The 26,551-nt window shown below is 42.5% G+C and carries 22 protein-coding genes; 11 read left to right on the plus strand and 11 right to left on the minus strand.

Translation table 11 applies throughout. The features are described 5' to 3' along the window. Positions 1–4: 4 nt before the first annotated feature. The 8 genes from DXB58_RS13685 to DXB58_RS13725 form a co-directional block, all read right to left on the minus strand. Positions 5–1,114, minus strand: coding sequence for a hypothetical protein (locus DXB58_RS13685; RefSeq protein WP_122137106.1), 1,110 nt, complete (start codon positions 1,112–1,114; stop codon positions 5–7). A 42-nt stretch (positions 1,115–1,156) separates the two neighbouring features. After that, on the minus strand, positions 1,157–1,378 hold the full coding sequence (locus DXB58_RS13690; protein WP_122137107.1) for a PRTRC system protein C: 222 nt from the start codon (positions 1,376–1,378) through the stop codon (positions 1,157–1,159). 19 nt (positions 1,379–1,397) lie between these two features. After that, positions 1,398–2,585, minus strand: coding sequence for a PRTRC system protein E (locus tag DXB58_RS13695; protein ID WP_122137108.1), 1,188 nt, complete (start codon positions 2,583–2,585; stop codon positions 1,398–1,400). A gap of 20 nt (positions 2,586–2,605) precedes the next feature. Beyond that, positions 2,606–2,815 carry a hypothetical protein gene (locus tag DXB58_RS13700; RefSeq protein WP_122137109.1) on the minus strand — a complete coding sequence of 70 codons (210 nt, stop codon included), beginning with the start codon at positions 2,813–2,815 and terminating at the stop codon, positions 2,606–2,608. A gap of 19 nt (positions 2,816–2,834) precedes the next feature. Further along, positions 2,835–3,047: a hypothetical protein gene (locus DXB58_RS13705; protein ID WP_122137110.1), complete on the minus strand. Its 213-nt coding sequence runs from the start codon at positions 3,045–3,047 to the stop codon at positions 2,835–2,837. Between the two features lie 481 nt (positions 3,048–3,528). Then, entirely contained in the window at positions 3,529–5,289 is a 1,761-nt protein-coding gene (locus tag DXB58_RS13715) for a DNA topoisomerase (protein ID WP_122137227.1), read from the minus strand. Between the two features lie 73 nt (positions 5,290–5,362). After that, positions 5,363–5,626, minus strand: coding sequence for a DUF4099 domain-containing protein (locus tag DXB58_RS13720; protein WP_122137111.1), 264 nt, complete (start codon positions 5,624–5,626; stop codon positions 5,363–5,365). A gap of 61 nt (positions 5,627–5,687) precedes the next feature. After that, positions 5,688–7,448 carry a DUF3945 domain-containing protein gene (locus tag DXB58_RS13725; RefSeq protein WP_122137112.1) on the minus strand — a complete coding sequence of 587 codons (1,761 nt, stop codon included), beginning with the start codon at positions 7,446–7,448 and terminating at the stop codon, positions 5,688–5,690. A 622-nt stretch (positions 7,449–8,070) separates the two neighbouring features. Here DXB58_RS13725 and DXB58_RS13730 point away from each other — a divergent pair. Then, positions 8,071–8,670, plus strand: a complete 600-nt coding sequence (locus DXB58_RS13730) for a phage integrase SAM-like domain-containing protein (RefSeq protein WP_122137113.1) — start codon at positions 8,071–8,073, stop codon at positions 8,668–8,670. Between the two features lie 6 nt (positions 8,671–8,676). On the opposite strand, the gene DXB58_RS13735 is transcribed toward DXB58_RS13730, so the two are convergent. Together DXB58_RS13735 and DXB58_RS13740 are read right to left on the minus strand one after the other, a co-directional pair. Next, positions 8,677–9,360, minus strand: a complete 684-nt coding sequence (locus DXB58_RS13735) for an IS630 family transposase (RefSeq protein ID WP_233527303.1) — start codon at positions 9,358–9,360, stop codon at positions 8,677–8,679. Beyond that, complete coding sequence (locus DXB58_RS13740) at positions 9,276–9,692, minus strand: helix-turn-helix domain-containing protein (RefSeq protein ID WP_199487969.1); 417 nt, start codon at positions 9,690–9,692, stop codon at positions 9,276–9,278. The genes DXB58_RS13735 and DXB58_RS13740 overlap by 85 nt, the downstream gene beginning before the upstream one ends. A 59-nt stretch (positions 9,693–9,751) precedes the next feature. Here DXB58_RS13740 and DXB58_RS13745 point away from each other — a divergent pair, with 59 nt between their 5' ends. The 10 genes from DXB58_RS13745 to DXB58_RS13790 all read left to right on the plus strand — a co-directional run bounded on the left by DXB58_RS13745 (position 9,752) and on the right by DXB58_RS13790 (position 25,909). Then, positions 9,752–10,426, plus strand: coding sequence for a site-specific integrase (locus DXB58_RS13745; RefSeq protein WP_122137114.1), 675 nt, complete (start codon positions 9,752–9,754; stop codon positions 10,424–10,426). A gap of 277 nt (positions 10,427–10,703) precedes the next feature. Next, positions 10,704–11,552: a helix-turn-helix transcriptional regulator gene (locus tag DXB58_RS13750; protein ID WP_122137115.1), complete on the plus strand. Its 849-nt coding sequence runs from the start codon at positions 10,704–10,706 to the stop codon at positions 11,550–11,552. Positions 11,553–11,786: 234 nt separating this feature from the next. Further along, the gene (locus DXB58_RS13755; protein WP_122137116.1) at positions 11,787–12,320 is read left to right on the plus strand and encodes a DUF3575 domain-containing protein; all 534 of its coding nucleotides are present in this window, start codon (positions 11,787–11,789) and stop codon (positions 12,318–12,320) included. Positions 12,321–12,332: 12 nt separating this feature from the next. Next, positions 12,333–14,105: a hypothetical protein gene (locus DXB58_RS13760; RefSeq protein WP_122137117.1), complete on the plus strand. Its 1,773-nt coding sequence runs from the start codon at positions 12,333–12,335 to the stop codon at positions 14,103–14,105. A 4-nt stretch (positions 14,106–14,109) separates the two neighbouring features. Next, entirely contained in the window at positions 14,110–14,997 is an 888-nt protein-coding gene (locus DXB58_RS13765; RefSeq protein ID WP_233527299.1) for a hypothetical protein, read from the plus strand. Positions 14,998–15,035: 38 nt separating this feature from the next. Further along, positions 15,036–16,325: a hypothetical protein gene (locus DXB58_RS13770; protein ID WP_122137118.1), complete on the plus strand. Its 1,290-nt coding sequence runs from the start codon at positions 15,036–15,038 to the stop codon at positions 16,323–16,325. A gap of 144 nt (positions 16,326–16,469) precedes the next feature. After that, positions 16,470–20,753, plus strand: coding sequence for a hypothetical protein (locus tag DXB58_RS13775; protein WP_122137119.1), 4,284 nt, complete (start codon positions 16,470–16,472; stop codon positions 20,751–20,753). Positions 20,754–20,789: 36 nt separating this feature from the next. Beyond that, positions 20,790–21,875, plus strand: a complete 1,086-nt coding sequence (locus tag DXB58_RS13780; protein ID WP_158571568.1) for a FimB/Mfa2 family fimbrial subunit — start codon at positions 20,790–20,792, stop codon at positions 21,873–21,875. A gap of 415 nt (positions 21,876–22,290) precedes the next feature. Next, positions 22,291–24,606 (plus strand): ATP-binding protein, encoded by a 2,316-nt coding sequence (locus tag DXB58_RS13785; protein ID WP_122137121.1) that lies wholly within the window; start codon positions 22,291–22,293, stop codon positions 24,604–24,606. Then, positions 24,596–25,909, plus strand: a complete 1,314-nt coding sequence (locus DXB58_RS13790) for a sigma-54 dependent transcriptional regulator (RefSeq protein ID WP_122137122.1) — start codon at positions 24,596–24,598, stop codon at positions 25,907–25,909. Before DXB58_RS13785 ends, DXB58_RS13790 begins: the two co-directional genes overlap by 11 nt. Here DXB58_RS13790 and DXB58_RS13795 read toward each other — a convergent pair. Beyond that, a complete protein-coding gene (locus DXB58_RS13795) occupies positions 25,904–26,326 on the minus strand; it encodes a hypothetical protein (RefSeq protein ID WP_122137123.1) in 423 nt (140 codons plus the stop codon). The genes DXB58_RS13790 and DXB58_RS13795 overlap by 6 nt on opposite strands. Between the last annotated feature and the right edge of the window lie 225 nt (positions 26,327–26,551).

The raw sequence follows: 26,551 nt of genomic DNA on the forward strand, positions 1-26,551 counted from the left end.
GTGTTTAAAAGTTGTTTGATACGTGTTTTAAGAAACGCCCCATCCAGTCGGACAACCTTTCAGGATAATTGTCCATACTGAAGAGTTTATCCGTTTCCGGTGTCAGATAGAGGCAAGTGACGGGGGTGATGGCATACGATTCCTGACAGTCCGAATTGAAGTAGGATTCCATTTGTTCACACAAGGCGTCGTTTGCCGAGTAACCCAGCATGACTTGTGTTTCCAGCCCTATGGGAGTAAAATCTGGTGACTCCTCATACGCCCAGTCGTAATAATACTGCATGAGGTGCGGACTTTCAGGAGTAATCAAGGCCATGCCTTCTTTGATCAATTCCAGCAGTTTTTGTTCATTCGGTTTCTCCGTTTGGTATTTTTGTAGATTCCCGGTGAAATCTTTGCAGAAATGCCTGCCTTTCATACGGTTCAACGTCCGGTGGATGGTTCCTTTCTGATAACTTTGTGCCAGACGCGCACTCTGTCTGATTTCCATTGCATCCGCTTCCTCATTGTAGTTTTTATAATCTTCCAGATAGTCAATCGCCATTTCGTAATAGCCGGTTTCTGTAATATCCTGCAATCCGTGGTGACGGACGAATCGCAGAATGAACTCCTGCGTGATTCGTCTTAATTGACGGGAAAGTTTGCGTGTAAAGTCCAGCGGTATCCAGAACAGTGTGAAGTCTGGCCAATCGTGAAACCTGTACAGGCAGAAATGGAGTTTTCCATTTACAACTTCAAGGTTGATATGTTCGGGCAGCAGATTGTCCATCTCCTTGTACAGGTTGATGATATTCATCCGGGTATTACCCCCTTTCTTTTTACGGAAAGGGAGTTCCACGTTCATCAGTCCGGTATATCTCAATGCCGAATGATAGAGATAATCGAAGTTCTCTTTCGTTGTCACATTGACCGGCTCCTCCGTCCGGCAAGTATCTATGCAATACCCGGGAGCGAAAGGCTGAATCTTTCCGGTCAGAAAACCATTACGCTTCCTGCCAGGGGCAATCTTCTTTTCTTGTTGCGGTTTATCCCCCGACTGATGTCGGTGGATTCGGTTTCGTTGATAATCAAACGGGCCAATGCCTGAGTTTGAGATTCTGAGAGCTGTTTGCATGATTCTTCCTCCTTTTCTTTTTTGAGTTTCTTTGCCATATCATTACCCTTTTACGCCGATTGTCGTTTTGAACTGATAGACTGCCCGGTCATTCTCTATTTCCGGTCCCTGTACGGTTGCTGTTGTCAGTTCGGGGTAGTTCATGGAATAGAAGTCCATAACTTCGTTGAGTGACAGGTTGCTGTCCGGATCGTCCAGCTCCAGGGTGTTACTTCCTCTCTTTAGCCGGAATACTCTTTTAAGTGCGTTGATTTCAAGTGCCATATTCTTTTTTATTTTTAGTTTAACAACATACCAGTTCCATTTGCGCTTCGTCTTTCATCCTGCATTCCAGAGGGAAGTCGGGATATTCGGCGTAAGGGTCTTCACGCAGGAATTCCCTGTCACTCTCGTCATCCTTATCGAAGCTGAGGGGATCACTGCTTTGAGGTTGGGAATGATACTCCCTTCCTGTATTATTGCTCGATACCATCTGCATGGTCGTAACCTGCGGCTGCTGCGGAACGGGTTGCTGCCATCCCTGCCCGTTCATTTGCGCTCCGTTCTGTGGGGCTTGCCCGGTCAGTTGGTTAATGTACATTTGTGGTTGGCCCGGATATTGTCTGGCGGGTTCATAGTTTGTCGGCTGTTGCCATTGCGGATTAGGTGCCTGTGGCTGTCTTTCGGGGATGTAAGCAGGTTGTGGAACGGTTGCCGGCTGTTGCCATTGAGTTTGAGCCTGCGGATGCTGTGTTTGTGGAGGTTGCGGTACAGATTGTGGTGTCAGTTGGAATTCTGGTTGGGATTGCTGCATTATCCTGCCTGTCGGACACTCCTCGAACATTTGCATCTGCTCTCCGGGACGCGGCTGCATCGGGACGTTATTTGCAGGCTGTTGTGACTGGTAAGGTTGCTGCGGATAAGGGACTTGTACCTCTTGCACCTGAGGCATCTCCATTGTCTGCGGTGCGGCTTCCTCCGCGAAAAGGCTTCCTTCCGAAACCTTCTTCTGGATCGCTGCCATCTGCGCGTCTATATCTTTCTGCCTGTCGGGCGTAGCCAATACCTTCGCCTGTTTAAGCCACATCATCGCTTCCGAATGACGGTTGGCTGCGGTAGCTTCCTCCGCTTTCTTGAGTAACTTTTCCATCTTCTCACGCTTCTCTTTGACCTCTTTCGATTCCTTTTCTTCGGTTGCCTTGGCCGCCTTACTTTGTGATGCTGCCTGCTGCGCCTGTTTCTCGAATATTTCCAGATTGGTCAGAATCCCCTGCGCTTTCTGTACCGGGGTAATGATGGCTTGCAGGAATCCTGCATCCAGTTCCTCCGGATGTCCGCTGAGTATTAACGGAACCATCAGTTGCTGCGCCTCATCTTTCAGGTTGGCACGTTTGGGCAAGACTGCCACCGTTAGCTTGTTGTCTACTCTCTTGATGTTGATGCTCAGGTCTGTGCCTGCCGCAATCATTTGATGAATGGATTGAAAAAACATAATGATAAAGTATTAAAGTGTTACACATAAGTTTCTTTGAAGAATTCCTTCAGGATTCTTTTCCGGTCGGGATGGCTGGCGATACTGATAAGCGGTTCCAGATAATAGCCGATTGACCGTGGCTCGTCTACCGTATTGGGCAGTCGTCTCCGAGCTGGTTTGATGGTGTGTACCGATGGCCATACGGCAGGCATGACCGGTGCTTGCGGGGTGAATGTTCTTGTTTCCATAACTTCTTTGTTTGAGGATTTATATGAATATACCGATTACTAGCAGTACGATGAGAACCTTTACCACCAGCGACAGCATTCTGAAAAACAGACTGATGATTCCTCCTGACAGAAATAGCAGTACGATTGTGTAGACCGGGATGATACCTTTGCGACAGAGCAGGCAGATTCCAATGAGTAATACCAGCGTGACCACCTGTTTGCAGAGAGTTTCGATGAGTTGTAGTTTCATATCCTTTAATTTTTTAATGAATGAATAATCCCATCGGGATATGTTTTCCCGATTTTATAGGCTCTCGGCCCTTGGATTGCCTTTTTGCGCAAGGCTTGGCAAAAGAAAATACCGGAGCAAAGCGAGGATGATTTTCTTTTGTTAACCAGCCCGTAGGGCCGCCTTGCGGCAAATAATGAGGCAATCCAAGACCTTTGCCGCTTAAAAACGGAAAAACTTATCTGTTGCTTTCATCTATCGGATTGATGACCATTTTTGTATCGTATTTTTAATGCTATTGCAATCCGATCCAATTGGTTGATAATCAGTGTTAGTTATGTCTGCATACCACAGTCCGTCACTAAGGTAAGCACAGTGACGGACTGTGCCACCCTCAGTGACGGACTGTGGTATGCTTGATGACGGACTTTCCTTGTTTTATAGTAAATATGTAAGGACTTATGAATGAATAAGACTCTTAGATGTCCGGTTCCCAATCTGTTTAATTGGCATATTTCCGGAATATCTCCTCCGTTACTTCCCCTGCCAGTTCCAGTGCCTTGCCGAGAAACTCCTCCTGTGTGAGTTTTCCTTGCTCCATGCGTGCCAGTTGAGCTTCCCAACCGGAAGTCAGTGCGGCATTGGCTATTTTCATACCTCGTACTGTTTCATACATATAAAGTCCTTTGCGTGTGGGAATGATGTATTTGCCCGAATAACGGATATACTTGCGGTTAATCAGCGTCTGGATGATGTTGGCACGTGTGGCTACGGTACCCAGTCCGGCATTGTCCATATAGTCAATCAGTTCGGCATCCGTATAAGGCGATACGGGAAGTGCTTTCTTATGTACCAGATTACATCCGGCCACTTTCAGTATCTCGCTGTTTTCCAGTTTCGCTAGCTCCATCGGCTGATAGCCTTCCGGTGCAATCGTGCTTTCCCGTTCAAAGATATTGAACCATCCTTTTTCTAGAATGTGGTATGCCTGCGTGCGGAATCTGCGTGCCCCGCATACGGCATCCACTGTAGTATATTCCACTTTGCAGACCGGCATGAACGCCTCTAGCATCCGCCCGATAATCAACATATAGACCTGCATCTCCTCTCGATCCAGTCCTTCGGGGTACATATTGGTTATCAGGATGGCGTGATGCTCCGTTACCCGATCTTCGTCGATAACGTTTCTCGACAGATCGAAGAGATTGATACCCATCGTCTTTACATACGGTCTGAGGTGTTTCCAGGTCAGTATCTTTTCCATAATGGACGGTAAGGTGTTGAAGACATCCTCCGAGAGAAAACGACTGGAGGTGCGTGGATGGGAAATCAGTTTTTTCTCGTAAAGCCTCTGTGCGATTTCCTGCGTGCGTCCGGCTGTGAGGTTATAATAGCGGTTTGCGTCTTTCTGGAGTTCGGTGAGGTCATAAAGTGCCGGAGGCTGAATCTCTTTCACTTTGCGATGGATGGATAGGATGCGTGCCTGTCCCGAAAGTTTACAATCCTCGTAAAGTTGTGCCGCCGTTTCCTTGTCGGAAAACTCTTCCGTGCAACGCATCTTGAACAACTTTCCATTCTTGCTGGCAGATATAAATACCGGCCAGCTATCTACCGCGATGAAATTCTCCCTTTCCCTGTAACGGCTGCTGATGGCTGCCAGTATAGGTGTTTGTACACGTCCCAGAGAGTTGTTTCCCATTCCCGTAGCATAGCAAATGGCGTAACTCGCATTCAATCCCAATAGCCAGTCAGCCTTATTTCGACTGTCCGCAGCCAGATACATGGCATCGTAGAGGCTGTCCGGTCTGAGATTTTCTATTCCGGTACGTATAGCTTCATCTGTCAACGAGGAAATCCATAAACGGTAGCAAGGCTGCTTGCATTTTAAATATTGGTACAGATAACGGAACACCATCTGCCCTTCGCGTCCGGCATCGGTTGCCGCAATAACGGTGTCGCAAGCCGCGAATACCTTTTCAATGACTTTCAGTTGTAGCACAGCTTCAATGTCGGGTATCCATCCCGTATCGGTTTTTACGTGCTTCACCATCAAGCGGAAGGGGACGGGATTCAGTGGAAAATTCTCCCGAGCTATTCTCGTTGTTCCGTAATCTTTCGGCATGGCAAGGGAAAGCATATTCCCAAATGTCCATGTCACCATGTAACCGTTGCCCACCATATAGCCGCTCTCGCACTTGTGTGCACCTACTATTCTTGCTATCTCTCTGCCCACATTGGGCTTGTCTGTCAATATTGCGATCATATTCTTTTCTTTTTTATGCACTCCGCACAGCATGGGGACAATGCGGAGTGACAGGTTGAACTTTATCAGGGAATTACAGAACTGCATCGGCACTCAGACCGTTGATTTCTACGATGGGGCTTCCATTTGCTCCTTCTGCCAGTTTCAACGTGGCGTCCGTAGTCATAGACAATACAGCCGTGCGTATCTTCAGAGATACTGGTTCCGTTTCTTCTCCTTGCAGAAGCAGTTCCAAATTGCCGCCTTCTTCCAGTTGCTTCCGATTGATGCCGATTGCCTCCAATTGTTTCCAGTCAAGGTCTTCTGCCTTGAACACATGATTGATATTCTGATTCATATCCGTGGGGATTAAATAATGGTTGAATGATGTTTCTTTCTCTTTGTTACAGGTTCTTGCTTTACACAGCTTGCTTGGCACTTCTTCTTTGTTCCTGCTGCTGATTTGGACTGTTATCCGCCTGTGCCGTACGCTGCGAAGTATTGCGGCGTATGTCCGGATTCTCCTGGAAGTACTGCAACTGCCCGGTGTTGGCATTCACTTTCAGATACGAACTGAATGTCTTGTTGTTGGCACTCTTCAAATCGGAAACCAGGATAGCCTTGCCGTCCTGAAGGTTGGCGCGCTCCTGTGCGGAGAATACATGCCCATAAACCTCCGCCGGGATTTTAGGAGCCTGCTGCTCGTTAAAGCCGTCCGGTGTCCGTGAATACTGTTGCCGCCCGGTTACTTGGTCTATCTTGACAAAGGAAGAAAACTCTTCCCCTTTGCGGTTAATCATGTTTTCCAGAAATACCGGTTGCCCTTTCCGTAGGGCTTCCTTGTCTTCCGGTGTCAGTTGTACGTTGCAAATCTCTTTCGGAATATAGATTTCTCCGGTTTCAGGATTGTGACGGCTGTAGTTTGGCCGTCCGGTCACCTTGTCCAGTGTGACAAACGAGGAGAACTGCTCGCCGTTGGTACGCTTCATATCTTCCACAAGAATGGTGTGTCCTTCACTCAGCAGTTTAATCTGATTCGGAGACAATGGTACACCACCCAGTGTCTGCTGATTAAAAGTCTGTTCCTTCGGGAAAATGAATTCCAGCCCTCTGCGTTCAGCACTATATTGGAGTGTTGCGCTGAATTCTTTGCCTTTGGCAGAAGTCATTCCGTCTACAAACACCGGTTGCCCTTCTTTCAGTGCCTTGATTTCATCCGCAGTCAGCCGGATGCCTTTCACCTCATCGGGCACATAGACATTCTCTTGGCGGACAGCCACCAGTTCATTCGTATTCTTGTCGATGGAAATCAAGCAGGGATCATACGCTCCGCCACGCAGATTCAAATCTGCTACACGCCCCATGTTTCCAGTTTCCCGCAGGTTCTTTTTGTCCTCTTCGGTGAAGATATGTCCGAAATAAGGTCTTTCCAGTTCCGGTTCCTTGCGGATGCCATGAATACCCAGTCCGATCTGCCCGTCCTGCTGGTTGATAAACGATAGCTTCGCGTCCAGTCTGACGGTGGCACATCCGAGGGTAAGGGTGAGTGGCACCAACTTGTTTGTCTTGTACCCTTTCAACATGGAGTCAAGCAGTCCCTGCTGTTCGAGGGATACTTTTGAAACACCCATCTTTTCCAAAGCATCCCAGTTTATCATGTTTTCATTGTAACGGTAGCGGGGAGCTTGTTGCTCTTGCGGTTGTTGTTTCTTTGCCATAGTTGTTTCTTCTTTTTCGTTCTTACTCTGTTCCTTCTTGTTTTCTCTCGGTCGGATTTCGTAGCGTTTGAGGAACTCTTTCACTGCGTCCGTTTCTTTGCCTTGCGACAAATCCTTGATAGCCTCCTTATTCTGCTTGTAATCATGGATGGTCATCCGTATCAAGCGGAAATGGGTAGGTTCTTTCAGTTGGCTCCAGAAATTCTTGATGAAGTTTTCGAGGATACTGGAGTTCTTATCGAACTTCAGAAATGAGTTTTCATTCTTTTCATCCGCCGGAACTGTCTTAATCTTTCCTTTTTCATCAATCTCACTGACTGCCTGTACACCCGCTTTCGGGTCACTTTTGTTGTGGACCAATACCAATTCGTTAAGTTGTTCCACATACGGTTCTTCTTTTGCAGACTTTTGCGTCTTCCGTGTCCGTTTGTTTTTTTCGTTGATGTCTTTTCCTTGTGCCATACTTATCACTTTTTGAAGTTAATACACCTGTTTGACGATTCAAATGTATGGGCTAAATTTGAATAAAATACTGATTTTCAAAAAGGTGGCATCACGTGTCATCAGATGTCATCAGATGTCACGACGAAAAGATAAGAAGGAGGGAAAAAAGCGGAAATAAGAGAAAAAAGGAGTGAATCACACACTATTAAAATAATGCAGAGCAGAGAGAACTGAAGTCCCTCATTTTCATTCTGAAACAAATATTTCCAACTGCGTACAAATGTTAGAAACCGGATTTTCATTGTATCATCTGTCAGCAATCCGATAAAGAAGTAGGCTCATGTATTTAAAACGCCTATGCGTCACGTCGGTCACAGTGAGTCCCTATAATAATCCATCAAATTCCAAACGTAGTCGGAGCGTTTTTTCCAAATGAATTTTCTTCGACTTTAGTCGCATAGAAAATTCTTTTGGAAAACCAGCGGCTCGAACGTGGAGGCAAAACGTTTGGGATTTATCTTTATTATAGGGAATCAGTTTTTAACTACACTTATTTTTAAGCCACAAACGAACTAATTTACAGATATTTTGATTATATATAGGCTTATGATATTGAGTACTAAGTTTTAATTTGAAGAATATGATAACGTCTATAACGATAAAGTTTAGAAAATCGAAAGTGAAGCATAGACAAGGCTCCTGCTTTATACAACTGATTCATAAGCGTAAGATGACTACGTTAACCACCGGAGTAAGGTTGGATGAAAAAGAATGGGACTGTTCAAAGGTATGTGTGTCTTTTAGAAAAGCTACTCCGAAAAGAGCTAAAGAGTTACTAGCCATGCAGGAACATCTGGAGAAGATGGTGGCTAGTTTGGAAAGTATTGTAGCAGAAAAAGAGCAAGAGCAAGTCGATTTTACAGTCGAAATGTTAGTGGAGGAATACAAGGGTTTAGGACTCACCAAGAGTTTTTTCTCCATGATGGAACATCGTATCCTGCTGTTGGAAGAGGCAGGTCAGAAAAGAACCGCTTCCAATTACCGGGGAACGCTTCGTATGTTCAAGGCATTTCGGAACGGCCAAGATATACCTTCGGATCATATTACGGCATTGTTGATGGAAGAATATGAGATGTACCTCAAGAAAAGAGGTAACGGGCTGAATACAATCTCTTATTATATGCGGATATTGAAAGCTGCTTATAATTATGGACTAAAAAAACGATGGATAAGTAACTAAGCAAAATTAAGCAGCATAATGTTTGAAATTAATCGAGAGTCCTTTGCCAATATCCGCCAACGCTCTGTTGACGGAATAGAAAAGTGTGTCTTTCGATATATAATCCTGCGGTCTGATCCATTTACCCTTGAGGATTCTCCAAAGAGTTTCGGCAATGTTCAGTTGGGGAGAATATGGTGGAAGATAGAACAGAAACAGTCCTCGTCGCTCCCAAATACTACGCAGCTCTTTTATTTTTCTGTTTCGGTGAACAGAGGCATTATCAAGAACCACGAATGTATCTTTCTCTATTTTGAGCGAGAGCCTATCCAAAAAATCAATGACTTTATCTGCATCGATGCTTTCAGTTGTGCAGAATCCGTCGTACCGATTATTGCGATCTATCATTCCGAAGATGTTGAGTCTGCCTGCCTTCGAGGAAGGGATATGCACATCTTCGTCGCTAAACTGCCATCCGTAGGGAACATACCCTTCAGTACAGACGTGACTCTCATCGGCAAAGTACAGATTGATCCTACCATCTCTTTCCAGTTGTTCAAGTTCTTGCAACTTCTCAGTTTTGTACTCATAAAGCTGCGGCGAGGGAATTCCCCTTGGGCGTTTTTTTATTCGCTTATATCTTGCGCCAATGCTGATAAAAAACGCTTGAAAGTCCAGTCGCTCGCTTCTTTTCCTGTTGCATTCTGCCAATCTTCCCTGGCTTTGCTCACGCTTTGTCTGTCCTCTTCGATAGCCTTGCGAACCGCTGCTTCGTCTGTACAATCCATGATAGGTTTGCGCCCACGCCCGGCACGAGTATGCAATCCTGTGATACCATATTGTTCGAAACGCTTCACCCATGAATTGACGGATATATGTGACATCTCCGTTTGCTCCCCAATCTCTTGGCTTGAAAGCCCTTTCGATTTCTGGAGTACGGCACGGCAACGCATTCGAAAACAATGCGAGCAACCGTTGCGGAAACCCTCTTCCAATGCAAAACGCTGTGTATCCGTCAATATGAGTATTTTGATCTTGCCCATTACTTGCTGTTTGATGATATGTGGGCAAAGTTACAAATCTCCTATTGTATAAACTAATTATGCTCACTTACTTAAAAGAAAATAAATACCCGTTTCTGAATGTATTCACGGGTATTGAAAAAACAGCCAAGCGTGCGGTGGATGAAGAAGTGGTGCAGAAATTGGAACATTTGGATTTACGAAATAAGCCTATGTTAGAACTCGCCAAAGATATATTTTTTTTCAGTGTCTATACTCGTGGAATGAGTTTCATTGACATCGCATACCTTAAAAAAGAGTATTTGAGCGGAAATGTTTTAGTTTATAAACGGCATAAAACAAATCAAAAGATAGAAGTAACTTTACCCGATTGTGCTATGCAGATTATAAAGAAATATGTCCTTGTAATGACTGAATCGGACTATGTATTCCCACTACTGTATTCACCGGGGAGAAAGAAAATGACGGTCTATTCAACTGCGCTGCATAACCACAACGACCGTTTGAAACAGATTTCCAAGCTACTGGGACTATCCGCGTGTCTTACATCCTATACTTCTCGCCATACATGGGCCAGTTTGGCTAAAAAGAACGGTGTAGAAACTTATATTATCAGTGAGGCCATGGGACATACTTCGGAAAATACGACACGCATTTATCTGGCATCTTTGAACAACACGGTTCTAGATAAAGCTAACGAAATTGTTATTAAATCAATTCAAATGGTAACAAATTATACAAATAGGAAGCTGTAATTTAAATAAATCATTTATATTTGTAGGGAAAACGTCTTGAATGTCTTTACAATACCTCTCTTGAAGAGGGGTATAAAGAATATAATTAGAAGCTATATTACTGATAATAAAAAGATTAATAATCCAATAGTAATTCCATTTAAAACACTATTCAAAACAAATGAAGTTGAAGATGCATTCTTCTAAATTTATAATAGTTCATTAATTAGGTATTTCTTGAAATTTATTGTTGGCAATTACGCTTTTCATTTTAAAACAAATTTAAAACATTTAGCCTATGAGTCTGTTTTACAGGCAGGAACATACTACCTGCTACAACTATCAGCTACAGCCAGAAGCCACTTTCAAAGTACTTCAATTCAAAAAAAGTCAGAAACTCCAGCTTCTTGAAGTCGAGCATTCCGTAATCGTTTTCCTGCTCGAAGGAGAAGCTCTTATAACCTGCAATAGTTACAAAGATCAAATTCATAAAGCGGGAGAGATAGCATTACTTCCAAGAAACAGTTGTTGTTATGTCAGTCTATTGAAAGATACTACAATCCTGAGCTGTTCTTTCGTGCAAAATATCGATTTTTGCAGCCGCTTCTCTTTTGAGCATCTTTTAGATTTTCTTCCGAAAAAGTATGTTTATAATTTCAAGAAACTACCCGTTAGGGAGGTTCTGAACCTATTTTTCACCCTTGTGAAACGATGTCTTGATGACGGATTAAACTGCGTACATTATCACGAACTGATGCAAAAGGAATTATTTATCATACTGCGTGCCTATTATACAAAAGAAGAACTGGCGACTTTTTTCTATCCTTTGTTAGGCAAGGGCATGGGGTTCAAAGATTATGTTATGACGAATTATTTATCAATGAAGGATATACCGGACTTTGCCCAGCAAATGAATCTGAGTGTTGATACTTTCAAACGTCGTTTTAAAGAAGCCTTCGGCGAGTCTGCGCACAAATGGATTTCTCAGCGAAAATCAGAATTGATTTACAGGGACTTGGTAGTATCAGAAAAAACACTCACTGAAATTACTACCGACTATGGATTCTCTTCACAAGCTTACTTGAGCACGTTTTGCAAAAAATATTTCGATAAATCACCACAAGAATTACGCGATAAGGGACTATAAGCACCTTACTTTCTCCGTAAACGATCACTTTGCACTAAAACTATAAAAGTTTGCACTTTTTTTGTAAAGTATAAACTCTCAAGAAGGAGTAACTTTGCAGCAGAAAGAGGAAGATGGATTTTTCTCCATCCTCCTCTTCAAGAGAGGCGTATGTTTTAAGTCATTGATTTTAAATAAAGTGAATGACTGTTTTTTCCCAACAAAACAATTAAGGTATCAAACAATAGGTAAATAATGAGAAAAATACTAGTCCTTATATTATTTATAGCTGGGTTATCTGCCACTATTTCCGCACAGGAGGTAGCTGTGAAAACCAACGGTCTTTACTGGCTGACAACCACTCCGAACGTCGGCATGGAATTGGGTTTGAGCAGAAAAGTAACCTTAGATATCTCAGGCGCATACAATCCGTGGACATTTAAAGATGATAAGAAAATGCGTTTCTGGCTCGTACAGCCGGAAGTGAAGTATTGGTTCTGCGAAAAGTTTGAAGGACATTTTGTTGGCTTGCACTTGCACGGCGCACAGTACTTCGGTGGATTTAAGGATAAACGGTATGACGGTTATCTGGCCGGTGGCGGATTTACCTACGGTTACAACTGGATACTCTCGCCGCACTGGAACCTCGAAGCCGCTATCGGTGTCGGTTACGCCCATCTATGGTATAAGGAAAGCGAACGCATCCCTTGTTTGAAATGCTACAAAAACAAGCATAAGAATTATTTCGGACCGACCAAGGCTGCCCTTTCACTCATCTACATTTTCTAAAGCATTGAAATTATGAAAAGGAATATACAATATATTACACTATTCACCGCGTCGCTCGGATTACTTGCGGGATGCGCGTCGAACCGACAAGCCGGAAAGGTCGTTACGGCTACACCTTCTCCCTGTGTGTTGACTCCCGACAGCACCAACCGGGTACGGATGGAAATGCTTTTCCATGTACCGGAGAATTATTTTTCCCGTAGAAGCCGCTTAATCATCACGCCCCAGTTGATTACCAATGGCACCGTGAAAGAAGAATATATGCCTCTGGTATTGGATGCACCTATATATAATAAGAAGATAAACCGGAAAAAAGTACTGGATAACTATATAGACCCACTCGAAAGCAGAGCCGTGAAAACCGACAAGGCTTCACGCTCTTTCAGCCTTCCTTATAAAGAAACGGTGCAATTGCCCGAGGGAACGGAAGAGGGACGCTTCGTAGCTGTGGTTTCTACCGATGGTTGCGGCGAATGTACCGGAATTGACACGATAGACATAGCTGCCATCAGCAATCCGGTCACCTTGATGGAAGACGTGAAGGAAGTGTTGCAACTGTCATGGATAGAGCCGGAGTTTGTGATTCGTCCGAAAATCATGGAAGGAAAGGGAGTCGCTAATTTGCAGTTCGGCATCAATAAGGCGAATATAGACCTTTTGATGGGAAATAATCGAAAAGAGCTTGACGACATGGTACATACTCTTTCACCTGTCCTGAAAGATACACTGGCTACACTGAACTCCATTACCATCGTAGGTATGGCTTCGGCTGACGGTTCATTAGCATTCAACACTTCGTTGGCACGCAACCGTGCGGCATCCGCCAAACAATGGTTGGTTGGCCAATTAGATATTGAGCCAAAGACACAACGGTTAATCTCCGTCGATTCACGTCCTGAAGGTTGGGAACCTGTTCTTACGGCAATGGTTGCCGATGGAAATGCTGATGCAGCGGCAGTAAAGAATATACTCGAAAAATATAAGAACGAGAACGACGATGTACAGGAACGGCACATCCGCCGCCTTCCCTGCTGGAACGAGATAAAGAACAAATATTTGCAAAAAGACCGCAAGGTGGAGTATGTATATACCTATATATTGAAAAGCTTTACAAGCGATGCTGAATTACTGAATATGTACGGCAAGCGTCCCGATGCGTTCAATGAGGAAGAATTGTTGAGAGTAGCTACTTTGGCGGATTCTCACGACAAGAAGAAAGAGGTCTATCAAACCATACAGAAGTATTTCCCCGGATCGCAGATTGCCGCCAACAACCTGGCTGTACTCTATCTGCGTGAGGATAAAGAGGACAAGGCCCGTGAGGTGTTGTCGGCATTGACCGAGCATTCTCCCGAAGTGCTCAACACACTCGCAGCAAGCTACGTGTATGCCCATGATTATGAGAAAGCCATAGAACTATTACAGCATGTGGAACTTCCCGAAGCCCGTTACAACTTGGGATTGCTCCAGGCAAAGAAGCGCCAGTTCAATGAAGCTTATGAACTTCTTCGCCCGTTTGCCGACGTGAACAGTGCTATCATCGCATTGAGTGTCAATAAGAATGAGGATGCGAAGGCAATCCTTACACCTTTAAAAGATAATACTCCGGTGGCAGAATACGTCCGTTCTATCACAGCGGCTCGCCTACAAGAGAACGAACAGTTCTACCTGCATATCGGTCCTGCGTGTAAAGATACGAAATTACGTAAACGTGCGGTTACAGAGCCGGATTTCTACCGTTATCATGCCGATGACAGGTTTCAAACATTGATAAACAAAAGATAAGGTCATGATGAAGATAAAAATAACATACCTCCTTTTGGCGTTCACCCTATTCGGCACGAGTTCGTGTGTGCGTGACGAGATACTTCCCTGTCCACCGTTGCAAGTCAATGTCACGGTGAAAGACAAGAATTATTTCAATGTGGATAAAGTGGCGCTGGAAGAGAGAAAGAGTGAAGATCTCGCTTTCAAAGCGTATGTACCTACACTCTATTACCAGCTTCGTGATGCCATCACGGGTGAAGTAGTAGAAGAACAGGGTGTATTCGAGGTTACGGGAGATGAAAAGGCTTTTCCTATCACCTTTTGCGATTGCATTCCGCATGGCAAGTATGTACTGACCGTGTGGGGAGGACTGAAAGACAACACGCCACTGGGCGATGATTCGCTTTCGGCCATATTGCACGCAGAGGAACAAGAAGGCGACGATTTCTATCTGACCAATGACACACTGGTTTATGATGCATGGAACTACGATTATACGGTGGAAATGGAACGCACCAAAGGCAAGCTTGTCATTCAGGTGGAGAACCTGCCGGAGGAGGTGAACTATTCAGATAAAACGGTAGGTGGATTATTTCAGAATTTGGATTGTGAGTTCAATTATACCAATCAGACAATAGTACAGACAAAAGCTGAATGGGAAGCAATACCTGTAGTCGTTACAAAGACGGTACTCTCTCCATCAGTTAAAGAGAAAGGGGCAATAGTTAGTGTGAACTTCTACGATGACCCGCAGCGAATTACGCCGACACTGACACCGAAAGACGTGAATGTTACGATGAAACGGAATGAACTGACGGTACTGAGGTATGTATATGATGATGGGAAATTTGTCATTTATATATTAGTAAATGATAATTGGGAAATGCTTCATGGTATGGAAATCGATTGATTTTAGACAGATATTTTTTAAATTAAATTTTTAACAAAATGAGAACAAAAAATTATTTATTAGGTGCATTAGCAACCGGATTGTTGCTATTCACAGGGTGTAGTAATGATGAAGATATTACTACTGGTAATGGAAATGAAAATGCGGCTCAAGCATTTGTACTGCAAGTGGCAAGTTCAGGAGATGGACTCAGCACCCGTGCGGGACGTCCTATGCTTAGTTCGGAAGCAAAACAAACGATTGAGAATGTCAAGATTATCATCTGTAGTGGTTCCACAGTGAAGTATGCTAAAGATATTGCGGATTGGAATACTTCAGGTTCAACAGCTTACACGACCGGAGGTCATGGTCGTGAAAAGACTATTGAAATCCCAACCGCAAATAAATTAGCCGCAGGAACTTATATGGTGTACGCTTTTGGCTATAGCAATAGTAGTGATTACGATTTGGCAGCTATAACAGCTATTGGTGATGGCGCTACATCTGGTACTTTTAATGCTAATACGACTCTTTCCTTTAAAACAGATGCAACGAATAAAATTGGAGAAGAAATCTTTGCAGGTTCTTATGAACTGACAGTTGTAGAGGGTAAAGGATTTAAAAAACCGGTTGTTTTAAACCGTCAGGTTGCAGGTACATTTGGTTATGTAAATGAAATACCTTACATGGCTGATGCTGCAAAGTTGCGTTTGGTTGCTTCCGACAAAAATCAGCAGTTGGTTTTAGGTCAATTTGCCAACTTTGACTTAATCGGTAATGGTACAGGAAATGACGCAAACGTAAAATACGTCATTAATGGTACGTTATCCAATAGTGATAAGGTAGTATATAGTATTAATTTAGCAGATTGGTTTACCACTATTCAAGATACTAATAATGATGGTATAATTGATGACACAAGTTGGGCAGTTTCTGCTGCTTATACTGGTATTAAATTCGCTAAAGGTTCTGTTTTTGCAGGCGAATTCCTAATTCCGTTTGCAAAGACAGCTGGTCAAACGTTCAAACTTGAATTGACTAAAGCAGATGATACTGTTTTGAGAAGTTGGAATGTAAATCTACCTACTGCCGATGGTCAACTAACTGAATATGATTTGGCAAAATGGAATGGAACAACTGCTTTTGAAACAAGTAAAGCGACTGATACAAAGAATAGTTATAATGTTGTTCGTAATCACTTGTATGGAATTGGTACAAGAACTTTAGATAATCCTACAGAGCCTGGAAAACCGGACATTGACGATCCTGAATCTCTGAATAACAAGCAGGAGTTGACTCTCCGTGTAAATGACAATTGGGAAGTAATCCATAGCATGGAGCTTGAATAATTTTTCCCGAAACGCCCAATAGTGTTTCTTCCCCTCTCCGAGACTTCCCGAAGCCCTCAAAATAGCTTCGGGAGCTCTCCGGTATTTTGAAAATCTTCCAAGATTTTCTATTCAATTTTTATAGATATTAAAGATGTAATAGAGATGAAAACGATACATTACTTACTAACTTTTATACTTTGCCTGTTAGTGTTATCTTGCCAGGATGAGGACATTATGTCGCTACCTGATGGTAAACAACCCTCTTCACAAGATCCATCTACTCGTGCTACGAAGATTACTTCTAATCTTACGCAGGATGTTAACGGTTATTGGGTGGCCGGTCGCAGAGTTCCTCTTGTTGGTAAGGGGCGTATCGTTGATAATATATCGGACGCTTTGGTTAGTGTTATCGGCTGGAAAGAGAATGTGGGACACATGGTAGATATTGATATCGCCAATTCAACTTCATTTGCAGGAGTCGCAGCAGCGGATTTAATTGCCAATCAAATTGCTTCGGTACGTGATATGGCACGTACTTATGCAGGCGGACAAACAGCTGGATTTGTTTACAAAATAAATAATACCAGTTTGTTGACCTTAACTGTATTAAAAGGTTTTTGGATTCAAACCTTTCTTAAAGGAGTAGCACAAGAAAGACTAGGAGGAAACACTGCCGGTGAAACATTGGAACTAAACTTGCTGAGTGCAGCAAATAATGATGGGAAACAAGCTTTGTCTATTTCCACTTCATTCACTAAACCATTTGATGAAATCAGAATAGGTATGACTGGTGTATCTGCTGAGGTACTGAATGCATTGAGTTTGTATTATGCTTTTGTTGGAGATAATCCAGAACAAGCATGTACAACAGATAACACATATTTTCCTGATGGAGTGGAAATACACAAAAACGGATTATTAGATCTAGGATGGACTAGCATAGTTGGTGCTGATAAGATTATTGATGCTGATCTTACAAACGGAGCAGGTTTTGGTACAGTAGGTGGATTGCTTTCTGATCCTCATGTTACCGTAAACTTTAAAACTGCCATACCCATTGGTACTGAAGTCGGCTTCTGTTTTACGGATGCAAGCCTATTAGATTTAAGTTTGCTGACAGGTACAGTGCTTGAAACTTATGATGCAAATAATCAAAAGGTAGACGCAGTAACAATAAACTCTTTGTTAGGGCTTTCGGCTATAGGAGGTGGAAAGAAGCAGGTCAGTTTGATTACCTCTAAACCTTGTACGCAGGTTCGGATAAAGTTTACAGGCGTAAATGTCAATTTGGGAGCTACCGTTGTTAATTATGCTTTCGTTCGTGAACCGGTGGAAATAGATGCCTCCAGCTTTCTTTCTTTAACCAATACCACCATCGCGGGCAATACTTATCAATTTCCCGCTCCGCAATCGGGAACCATGCAGTGTCAATTGTTGAGTTCTCCTAACGGAGCAACAGCCCAGATAACGGCTGATAATAGAATAACTGGTATGACAGTGGATGGAGATTACGTAGTATTAGTGACTTATACAGCTGGGGATGGTACAACTTATTCTCAAACAGTAGTTATTACCCGAAAGGCCCAAATAATGAATGGAGCGGATTGTAATACGCTGATAACAACTAGTAAAAATAAAGCTATAGCTTACACTCCAAAGGGAGGAGGTAGCTTAATCAGTATAAGTGATATAAAAGGAGTAGACAATATTCTGGATGATAATCCAGATAATTACGCAGTCTATACAAAAGGAGTTACTGTAGCCGGTAATATTGGAATTCTCGGTATAACAACATCCGATGGTAGTACTCTGAATACAGCTGGTCGTGAAATTCGCACTGGATTTACGGTACAATCTACCTCCTCGCTTTTATCGTTAGACGCATTAACTTTTTTCCGTATCCGATTAAAGAAGAATGGTGCATATCTTAGTGGAAATAGCTTAACGGAAGATGGTAATGCTGTTTCTGCCGGGCTGATAGGAGATGACGGTACAAAGATGCGCTTGAGTATCGTTACAGATAAAGATTTTGACTCTATGGAGTTATGGACATCAGGAGTAGCTACGGTAAATTTGGAACTAAAAACATTCTATATTTATAATGCATTTTGGGAGCCGACAAGTTCTACTTGCTATAGTGGCAACATAGGTGATGCTTGTCTTGAACTCTTGACGGCAGGTAATCATGGTGCAGAAATCAATTATGATGAGACCAAAGTCGGGAGTGTAGCTTCTGTGGGTTCTTCATTCAATAATTTGGGAAATCTCTTAGACGATGACAGGACATCTGCCGCAACTATAACTAATACCACAGTGGCGGGGGGAGTTACGGTAGCCGTTAAATTCAATACAGTCAGAACGAAAGCCCAAGTTGGATTTATGATGAAAAAAATAACTGGATTGGCCGATGTCGATTTACTTAATAATATACAGCTTTCGGTATATAGTGCAGGAGTCAAAGATGATAATTCCAAAAACTCATGGGGCGTGTTAGGGGCAGATGTCATCGGTTCGGGTGATTATACCTATATTTCAACGATTCCTGAAGTCAGTGAATTTGATGAAATACGCATATCTTTTAAAGGTGTAGCGCAAGCTTTAGAAAATGTCTTATTAACTGGTGTATTTATTCGCCCTGATACAGATGGTGATGGCATCCCTGATTGTGCTGAACCGGATGCTAATAATGATAATCCTATAAATTCGGCTGTTGCAACTCCCGAACATATATGCGTAGGAAATCCTGTGACAATTAAGATAACAGGTACTGATGCTCTTCCTACAGGCGACTATACACTCAAGTTTCATGATGTAACTTCAACTAATACAGTTGCTGACAAAACGATAACTTTGGCTGCCGATTACACGTTAACGGTGAATGATTTACCCGCAGGTGATTATTATATCAACATCCAAAGTGTGACCAACGCTAATGCTTACTATAATGGTGTTCATGTAACTGTTCATCCTAAAGAAACCACTTGGAAACAAGATGCAACTTCTACCGATTGGAATACATGGGAAAATTGGAGTCAGGGTATCCCTTGGGATTGTACAAATGTTATTCTTCCTTCCAACTGTACCCGTTATCCGGAGCTAACAAGCGGAGCGGACAACTATTGCCATTACGTTCATTTCTCTCCTCATGCCGAACTTGTAAACACGCACTATCTGCATTATCAGAAAGCGTGGGTAGAATTTTCCATAACTCCGGGGCGCTACTATATGCTTTCCGCCCCTCTGAAAGAGATGGTGACAGGTGATATGTTTATCCCCCAAAGTTTGCAGGGTAATCAGGGTACTGTTTCTAAATTTACGAACTTGGAAGCAACGAATTCTCCCGAGAATCGTTTTAATCCACGCATTTTGCAACGCTTATGGGGCAATAGCGCACCGGGTAGGAAATTGAATGGAGAAGTTACAGTAGCTATAAATGAAACAAACTGGACACCACCGTTTAATGCATTAAAGCACCCATATACAGCAGCAAACGGGTTCTCGCTAATGGCAGACAAGGGTAACTTGGCAAGCAATACGATGACTTTCCGTTTCCCTAAAGAACATACTACTTACAGTTATGTAAATGCCTCCGGCAATCCCACCGGCATCACCGAAAGTATAGCCCGAAGTGCAGCAGTAGCAGGACGTTTCATCAATGAAGGAGTTGATGGGAAAGTAACTTTTCCTCTGACAATGAGTGTTAGTAGTCAAAAGCCGAGTTCTACTTTTCTGGTAGGTAATCCATTCATGGCACATATTGATATAAAGAAATTTATGACAGCCAATCCCACTATTACATCTGTCAAAGTATATGACGGTAATAGCAATAACTCACTTATCAAGGTGGATGGACAATTAATTTCTAACGGAGATGGCTACTGGTATATCGCTCCTATGCAATCGGTTTTTGTCACAGTAGGAACAGCTGGAACACAGTTGTCCGTCATGTTCAATGAAGATATGCTGTGCCAGGTACCGGGAAGCAAGTTGCGCAATACAAGTACACGCTCGGCAAGTAGTCGTAGTACCAATATCTCTTCCGCTTTATCTATTACAGCAACTTCCGGGGGGACTTCGGCAACAGCATTATTGATTATCAAATCGAAAGCATCTGCTGCCTATGTGCCGGATGAAGACACCGAACTCTTGCTCGACAATGAAGTGCCACCTGCAATAGCAGTATTCAGTGTAGCCAGTGGCAAGGCACTTGATATTCAACAGTTAAATGCGTCTGCCCGTCGCATTCCACTGGGATTTAGCTTGAAGAAAGCCGGTCGTGTTACGCTCAGCCTTTCGCATATAGTGGGCGATAACTGGAGCAAATGGGCATTAGTAGATACAGAAACCGGAAAACGTAATTCATTGGCACAACAATATGAAGTGACGCTTGATGCCGGTATTCTTCAAACACATGCAGGACGCTTTTATCTGGAAAAGAGTGAATAAATCTTGCTACTAATCGTAAAGAGAATGAATAAACAGATGATAAACAATCTTATGAGATGCTGGTCGGTGGCAATCGTCAGCCTATTGCTGCTAGCAGGGTGTAGTAAGGAAGACAGCCTGGAAGAGATGACCGGCGTAGAAAATGGGGGTGAAGTAACCCTCATCTTTACTGCCAGCAGCGGGATCACGACTTCCTCACGCACTGTACTTCCCGGCTCGGAGAACGCGCAACACGTAACAGATGTGCAACTCTATATCTTCGATCCTACAGGTAGTTGTGTGGCTTCCGAAAATGTGGGTTGGACAGAACATTTCACAACAGGAGGAGGACAACTTCCTACCACTACTGCTGAGATGCATTATAGAGTGAAATATAAATGTACACCGGATATCACCTATACTTTTTTGGCAGTGGGGCGTGACGGTGCATCAAGCACAACTTATAATTTTCCGGGTGCAATCACAGTGGGGACCTCACTAAACGGCTTGAATGCCACGCTTGGGGCAGGTGTAGACTGGAAGAATATGCGAGAATCCGAATTCTTCACAGGAAAAACGGAGTTGACTCCTACGCAAAGTGGTCTGACTGGTAAAGTCGATCTTTATCGTCGGGTAGCCGGAGTGATGGGCTGGTTTACCAACGTGCCAACGGCTGCAACAACTATTCAGATTGTACTTTATCAAAATCAGAACAAGAGTGTACCTCTTCTTCCTCTCGAGCAAAGTCCGATATTCAAAGACTTTGTAGATGATAAAATAACTGAAGGAACAGGTAATGTACTGGTTGAAATTCCCGTGACGGCAGGACATTCCAATACAGATCGCTTCTCTAAAGGATCGTATGTGCTTCCGGTAGCTGCACCTCCAGCTGTTGATTCAAATGACTATACCCTAAAAGTCTTAGTAATGGATGCAGGTAATAACATACTTAGCACTCGCCGCGTGAAACTAAAGGCAGATGATTCACTTGATTCTTCTACCGGCAGTGGTACTGGTATTATTGATACCGAAGGGGCGTATCGTTTCCCCATCATCGCTAATCATTTTTATGGGATCGGCACGGCATTAGCTCCGGTGGATTTGGGAGGAAATGATCTTGTGGTAACAGCAAATCTGGATTGATAAGGAGTAGGTGGAAATATACCATTAGAATAAAATGAGGAATAAATATACAAGAAAATTATTGTCATATTTGACGATTGTACTCTTGTCTGTACTGTTATTCTCTTAAAGATGATTCAATCCTATTTGCTACTTTTAATTGTCCTGATTTGTCACCATCAAACAAAAATGTAACGATAGGATGGGGTACTCAAGAAGTACAGTAAGATAAAAACAGTATATTTTTTTTGTTTTATAATGAGTTAGCGTAATTAAAGAAACTTCAGTAACCAAATAGAAATATTCGAGTGGATCAAGTACTAGTTTGCTAACGAAATGTTCAAAGGGTTGTAGGCTAATTATGTCTGCGGCTTTCTACTTTATCAATATTTTGTTAGATCTAGAATAGGAGTAATAGCCTTAATGTGAAATAAATTTGAAAGAGAAATCGCTAACTATCAAAATTTTATCCGGCTATCTTATCGTGCTGGCACTTATTGGCTGTGTGATACTTATCTTATTGCATGAAAGACAACGTTTGCATGAAATTGAAGCCGGCGTAGCAATTAATCGGGAGCTTCGACATGATATAAGCTCTGTACACCGCAATTTTACTGAACTCGCCACTCTTGGTGAATTTGCTATCAGTTGGGAAAAGGCAGATTATCAATCCTATCGTGCAAAGCGATTAGAAACGGATAGTTTACTTCAAAAGCTACAAAATCATTGTGCGAAGTTTATCTGTTCCGAGCAAATAGACACTCTATGTGGATTGCTTGCAAGTAAGGAGCAACATCTGCTTCATATCATGCAAGCGTTTCACAAACAGGAAAAAATAGATAGTCTACTCATAAATCATTTACCCGTTGTAGCCAAACAAGCTACACATACCAATGAAATAACCCGAAAAAAGAAAGGACTTGCCGGATTATTTGGCAAAAAAGAGACCGTACAGGTTGTTGCTCCTGCGAAACCTCTCCATGAGTTAAATGAAAAATTGATAGAAATGCAAAAAGAGCATAGGCAAGATTTGGAAAATTATACAGATATGGTGAGGCGAAAGAATAAGGAACTCAATAGCGAGCTAATGAGTCTGATTTCTCAAATAGATGGTCTAATACAAATAGCTTTCCGGGAAAAAGATAAACAACTGGAAGATATGCGACAGAAATCATTCAGATTAGTAGCTTATGTACTGATTGTTGCTGGCGTACTGCTGTTCATATCTTACCTGATAATTCAATGGGATCTTCGTCAAAAGGAAAAGACACGCCGGACATTGGAAGATTGTATCTTACAGAATAAGGCCCTTCTTGAGATGCGTAAGAAAATCATCCTGACTATCTCGCATGATATACGCGGACCTCTGGGAAGTATCAATGGAAGTGCGGAACTGGCGATAGATACGCGGGATAAACGAAAAAGAAATACCTATCTGGAAAATATACGTACTTCATGCAGGCATATCTTGCATTTGGTGAATAATCTGCTGGATATTTACCGGATGAATGAATGGAAAGAAGCAAGAAATGAAGTTGTATTCAGGCTGGATAAACTGATCGAACGGATAGTGAATTTATATTCTCAAGCCAGCAATAACAAGGGGCTGCTCTTCACTACCCAATTATCAGGAGTTGGGATTACGGCTAAAGGAGATGCGGACCGTATTGAGCAGATATTGGACAACCTGTTGGTAAATGCCATCAAATTTACTAAATCCGGTGAGATTTGTTTTATTGTGGCTTATGGAAATGGACAACTGACAATGAGAATTCGAGATACCGGCATTGGAATGAGCGAGGAAACATTGTCCCGTATCTTTGAACCGTTTGAACGCGCTGCCCAAGAAGTAAATTCTGAAGGCTTTGGTTTGGGGCTTTCTATAACGAAAGGACTGGTCAATTTATTAAATGGAGAAATTTTTGTTGAAAGCACTGTCAGTAAGGGTAGTGTCTTTTCTGTAGTTCTGCCACTTACGGAAACCTGTGAAAAAGAAACAGAAGACATTAAGCCCAATGTCGGAATGACAAGGTTACCCCGGCAAGTTCTTGTCGTGGATGACGATTCCCTTCAACTTGGAGTAATTAAAGAGATGTTGGAAAGAAATGGTGTATTCTGTGAAACTTGTAGCAATGCCAAAGAAGTAGTGCAGGCACTTCGAAAGCGTGATTTTGATTTAATATTGACAGATGTTCAAATGCCAGGAACAGACGGGTTTAATCTATTGAGACTGTTGCGAAATTCCAATATAGGAAACTCCCGGACAGTACCTGTAATAGTCATGACGGCACATGGAGATCAAGAAGCGCATAATTTTATAGAAGCCGGATTTCTTGATTGTATTTACAAGCCATTTTCTACCAAAGAGCTTTTATCCTCTATCTCTTCAGTTGTCGAGAAAGAAAAGATTACAGAAAGTGACATTGATTTTAAAACATTGACCTCCGAAATAAGTGATAAGAAAAAGATATTGGAACTTTTTGTGGAGGAGTCTGAAAAGAGTATCGCTGAACTGGAAAACTTTCTGGAGGCAGCAGACCGTATACGGTTACGTGGTACAATTCATCGGATGCTTCCTGTATGGGAGTTATTGCAAACAGATGATACACTAATAATATATCGGCAGATGTTGCATGATGAAAATACGGACAATGAAATAATCCGTAAAGAAACGGAAAGGATAATAGCCTATGCGCATGAATTGGTTGTGAAAGCTAAAAATGAAATGATTGATCTGAAACATGAAACATAAGATATTGTTAATTGAAGATAATGTGCTTTTGTCACAGGTACAAAAAGAGTGGTTGGAGAAATCCGGTTATGATGTGGTGACTGCCATGACTGAACCGATAGCCCGTGTTATGATACAGAAACAATCGTTAGATCTCATTTTATCTGATGTGCGGCTACCAGAGGGGAACGGCATTGCTTTGCTGGAATGGCTTAACAAGAAAAACATCCAGATCCCATTTGTGATAACGACTGACTATGCCTCTTTTTCAGACGCAGTACATGCAATCAAACTAGGTGCTAAAGATTATTTACCAAAACCTATATATAAGGAAAGGTTGCTTGACCTTGTCCGTGAGCTTTTGAAACCTTTGTCTGTTATACGGAGAGACAAAATGATACTCCGGCGGATCAGTCCAAAAGCTAAAGAAGTGGAACGCCTTGCATTATTAGCCGCTCCGTCAGACATTTCTGTGATGATATTAGGAGCCAACGGTACAGGAAAAGAATCGGTGGCTCAAAGTATACATCAGAATAGTGACAGGTATGACCATCCCTTCATTGCGGTCAATTGTGGTGGAATACCCAAAGAACTTGCCGCATCATACTTTTTTGGACATATAAAAGGAGCGTTTACAGGGGCGGATAAAGATAAGAAAGGTTATTTTGAAATAGCGGAAGGCGGAACGCTCTTTCTGGATGAGGTCGGGAATATGTCACTGGAATTGCAGGCCATGCTACTTCGTGTATTGCAAGAACATACTTATTCTCCGGTAGGCGGACATCAGGAGCAGCGTGCGGATGTCCGTATCATTTCCGCCACCAATGAAGATTTGAATTTAGCCATATCAGAAGGAAGATTTCGTGAGGATTTCTTTCATCGTCTTTGTGAGTTTGACCTTTGGATGCCCTCCCTTTCGGAATGCCGGGAAGACATTTTACCTTTTGCCGAGTTTTTCCGTGAACAGTATGCCAAGGAATACAGAAAGGAGGCGATGGGATTCAGTGATGAGTCGAAGGAATTTCTACTGAGTCATTCTTGGTCGGGGAATATCAGGGAATTGAAAAACCGTATAAAACGGGCTATAATCATAGCGCAAAATGAGTATTTGTCTGTAGCTGATTTAGGATTTGATAAAGAGAATGCGGCTGCTGTCAATTTAAGAAGCGCATCCGCAATAATGAAACTCAAGGATGAGGAAAGGGATAAAGAACAGATAATACTCGCCCTTCAAAAATCGGGAAATAACATAACGCGAGCAGCCAGATTGCTTGGTATCAGTCGACAGGCTTTACATGCCAAATTAAAAAAGTATGATTTATAATAGTTTTTTATGTTTCCAATATACCATGTGGCAGATACCATTTCGGTATTGTTTGACTTTATGGAGTGACCAATGACAAGGGGATACATGTTTCATAATATGTATTCCTTTGCCTGTTGTTACGGGAAGAAGATATACAATTATTTCGTCCACGATATGATACAGGAAAAGTCCTCTCAATAGTTCAGCGCTATCTTTATCTGAAATTTCTGCATGATAGATGAAAGAATCATCAGTTCTGTCTTTATTGCAGACCAAATCTAAAAGGGGATAGCCAGGAAATAAAGGATAGGCGCATTCTTCCTTCCAACGGGAAAATCCTTTTTTATCGGTTTTTACCCATTGCATCAGGTTTTCACTATCTTCTGGAAGAAACCCGTCAAGGGTTATCGCCATTACAATCCGGACTTTTGCCATACCTCTGCTCTTATAACTAAAAGAAGCGTGAAACCCACGCAGTTCCGGACAGAGGCTCTGGTAAGCCCAATAACAGAAACATGCATGAGCCCACGCTATAAGATATAGCACAAGCCTCACGCAATAGTCTCTATTATTTTGAAATTTACCAGATTTCTGTCCGAGACGTCTTGCGACTTATGTATATAATCGGCAGTAACTATCCTGTTAACTACCGCTATATTT

Origin of the sequence: Bacteroides sp. OM05-10AA (genome assembly GCF_003439055.1) — a bacterium.
Taxonomy (GTDB): Bacteria; Bacteroidota; Bacteroidia; order Bacteroidales; family Bacteroidaceae; genus Bacteroides; species Bacteroides intestinigallinarum.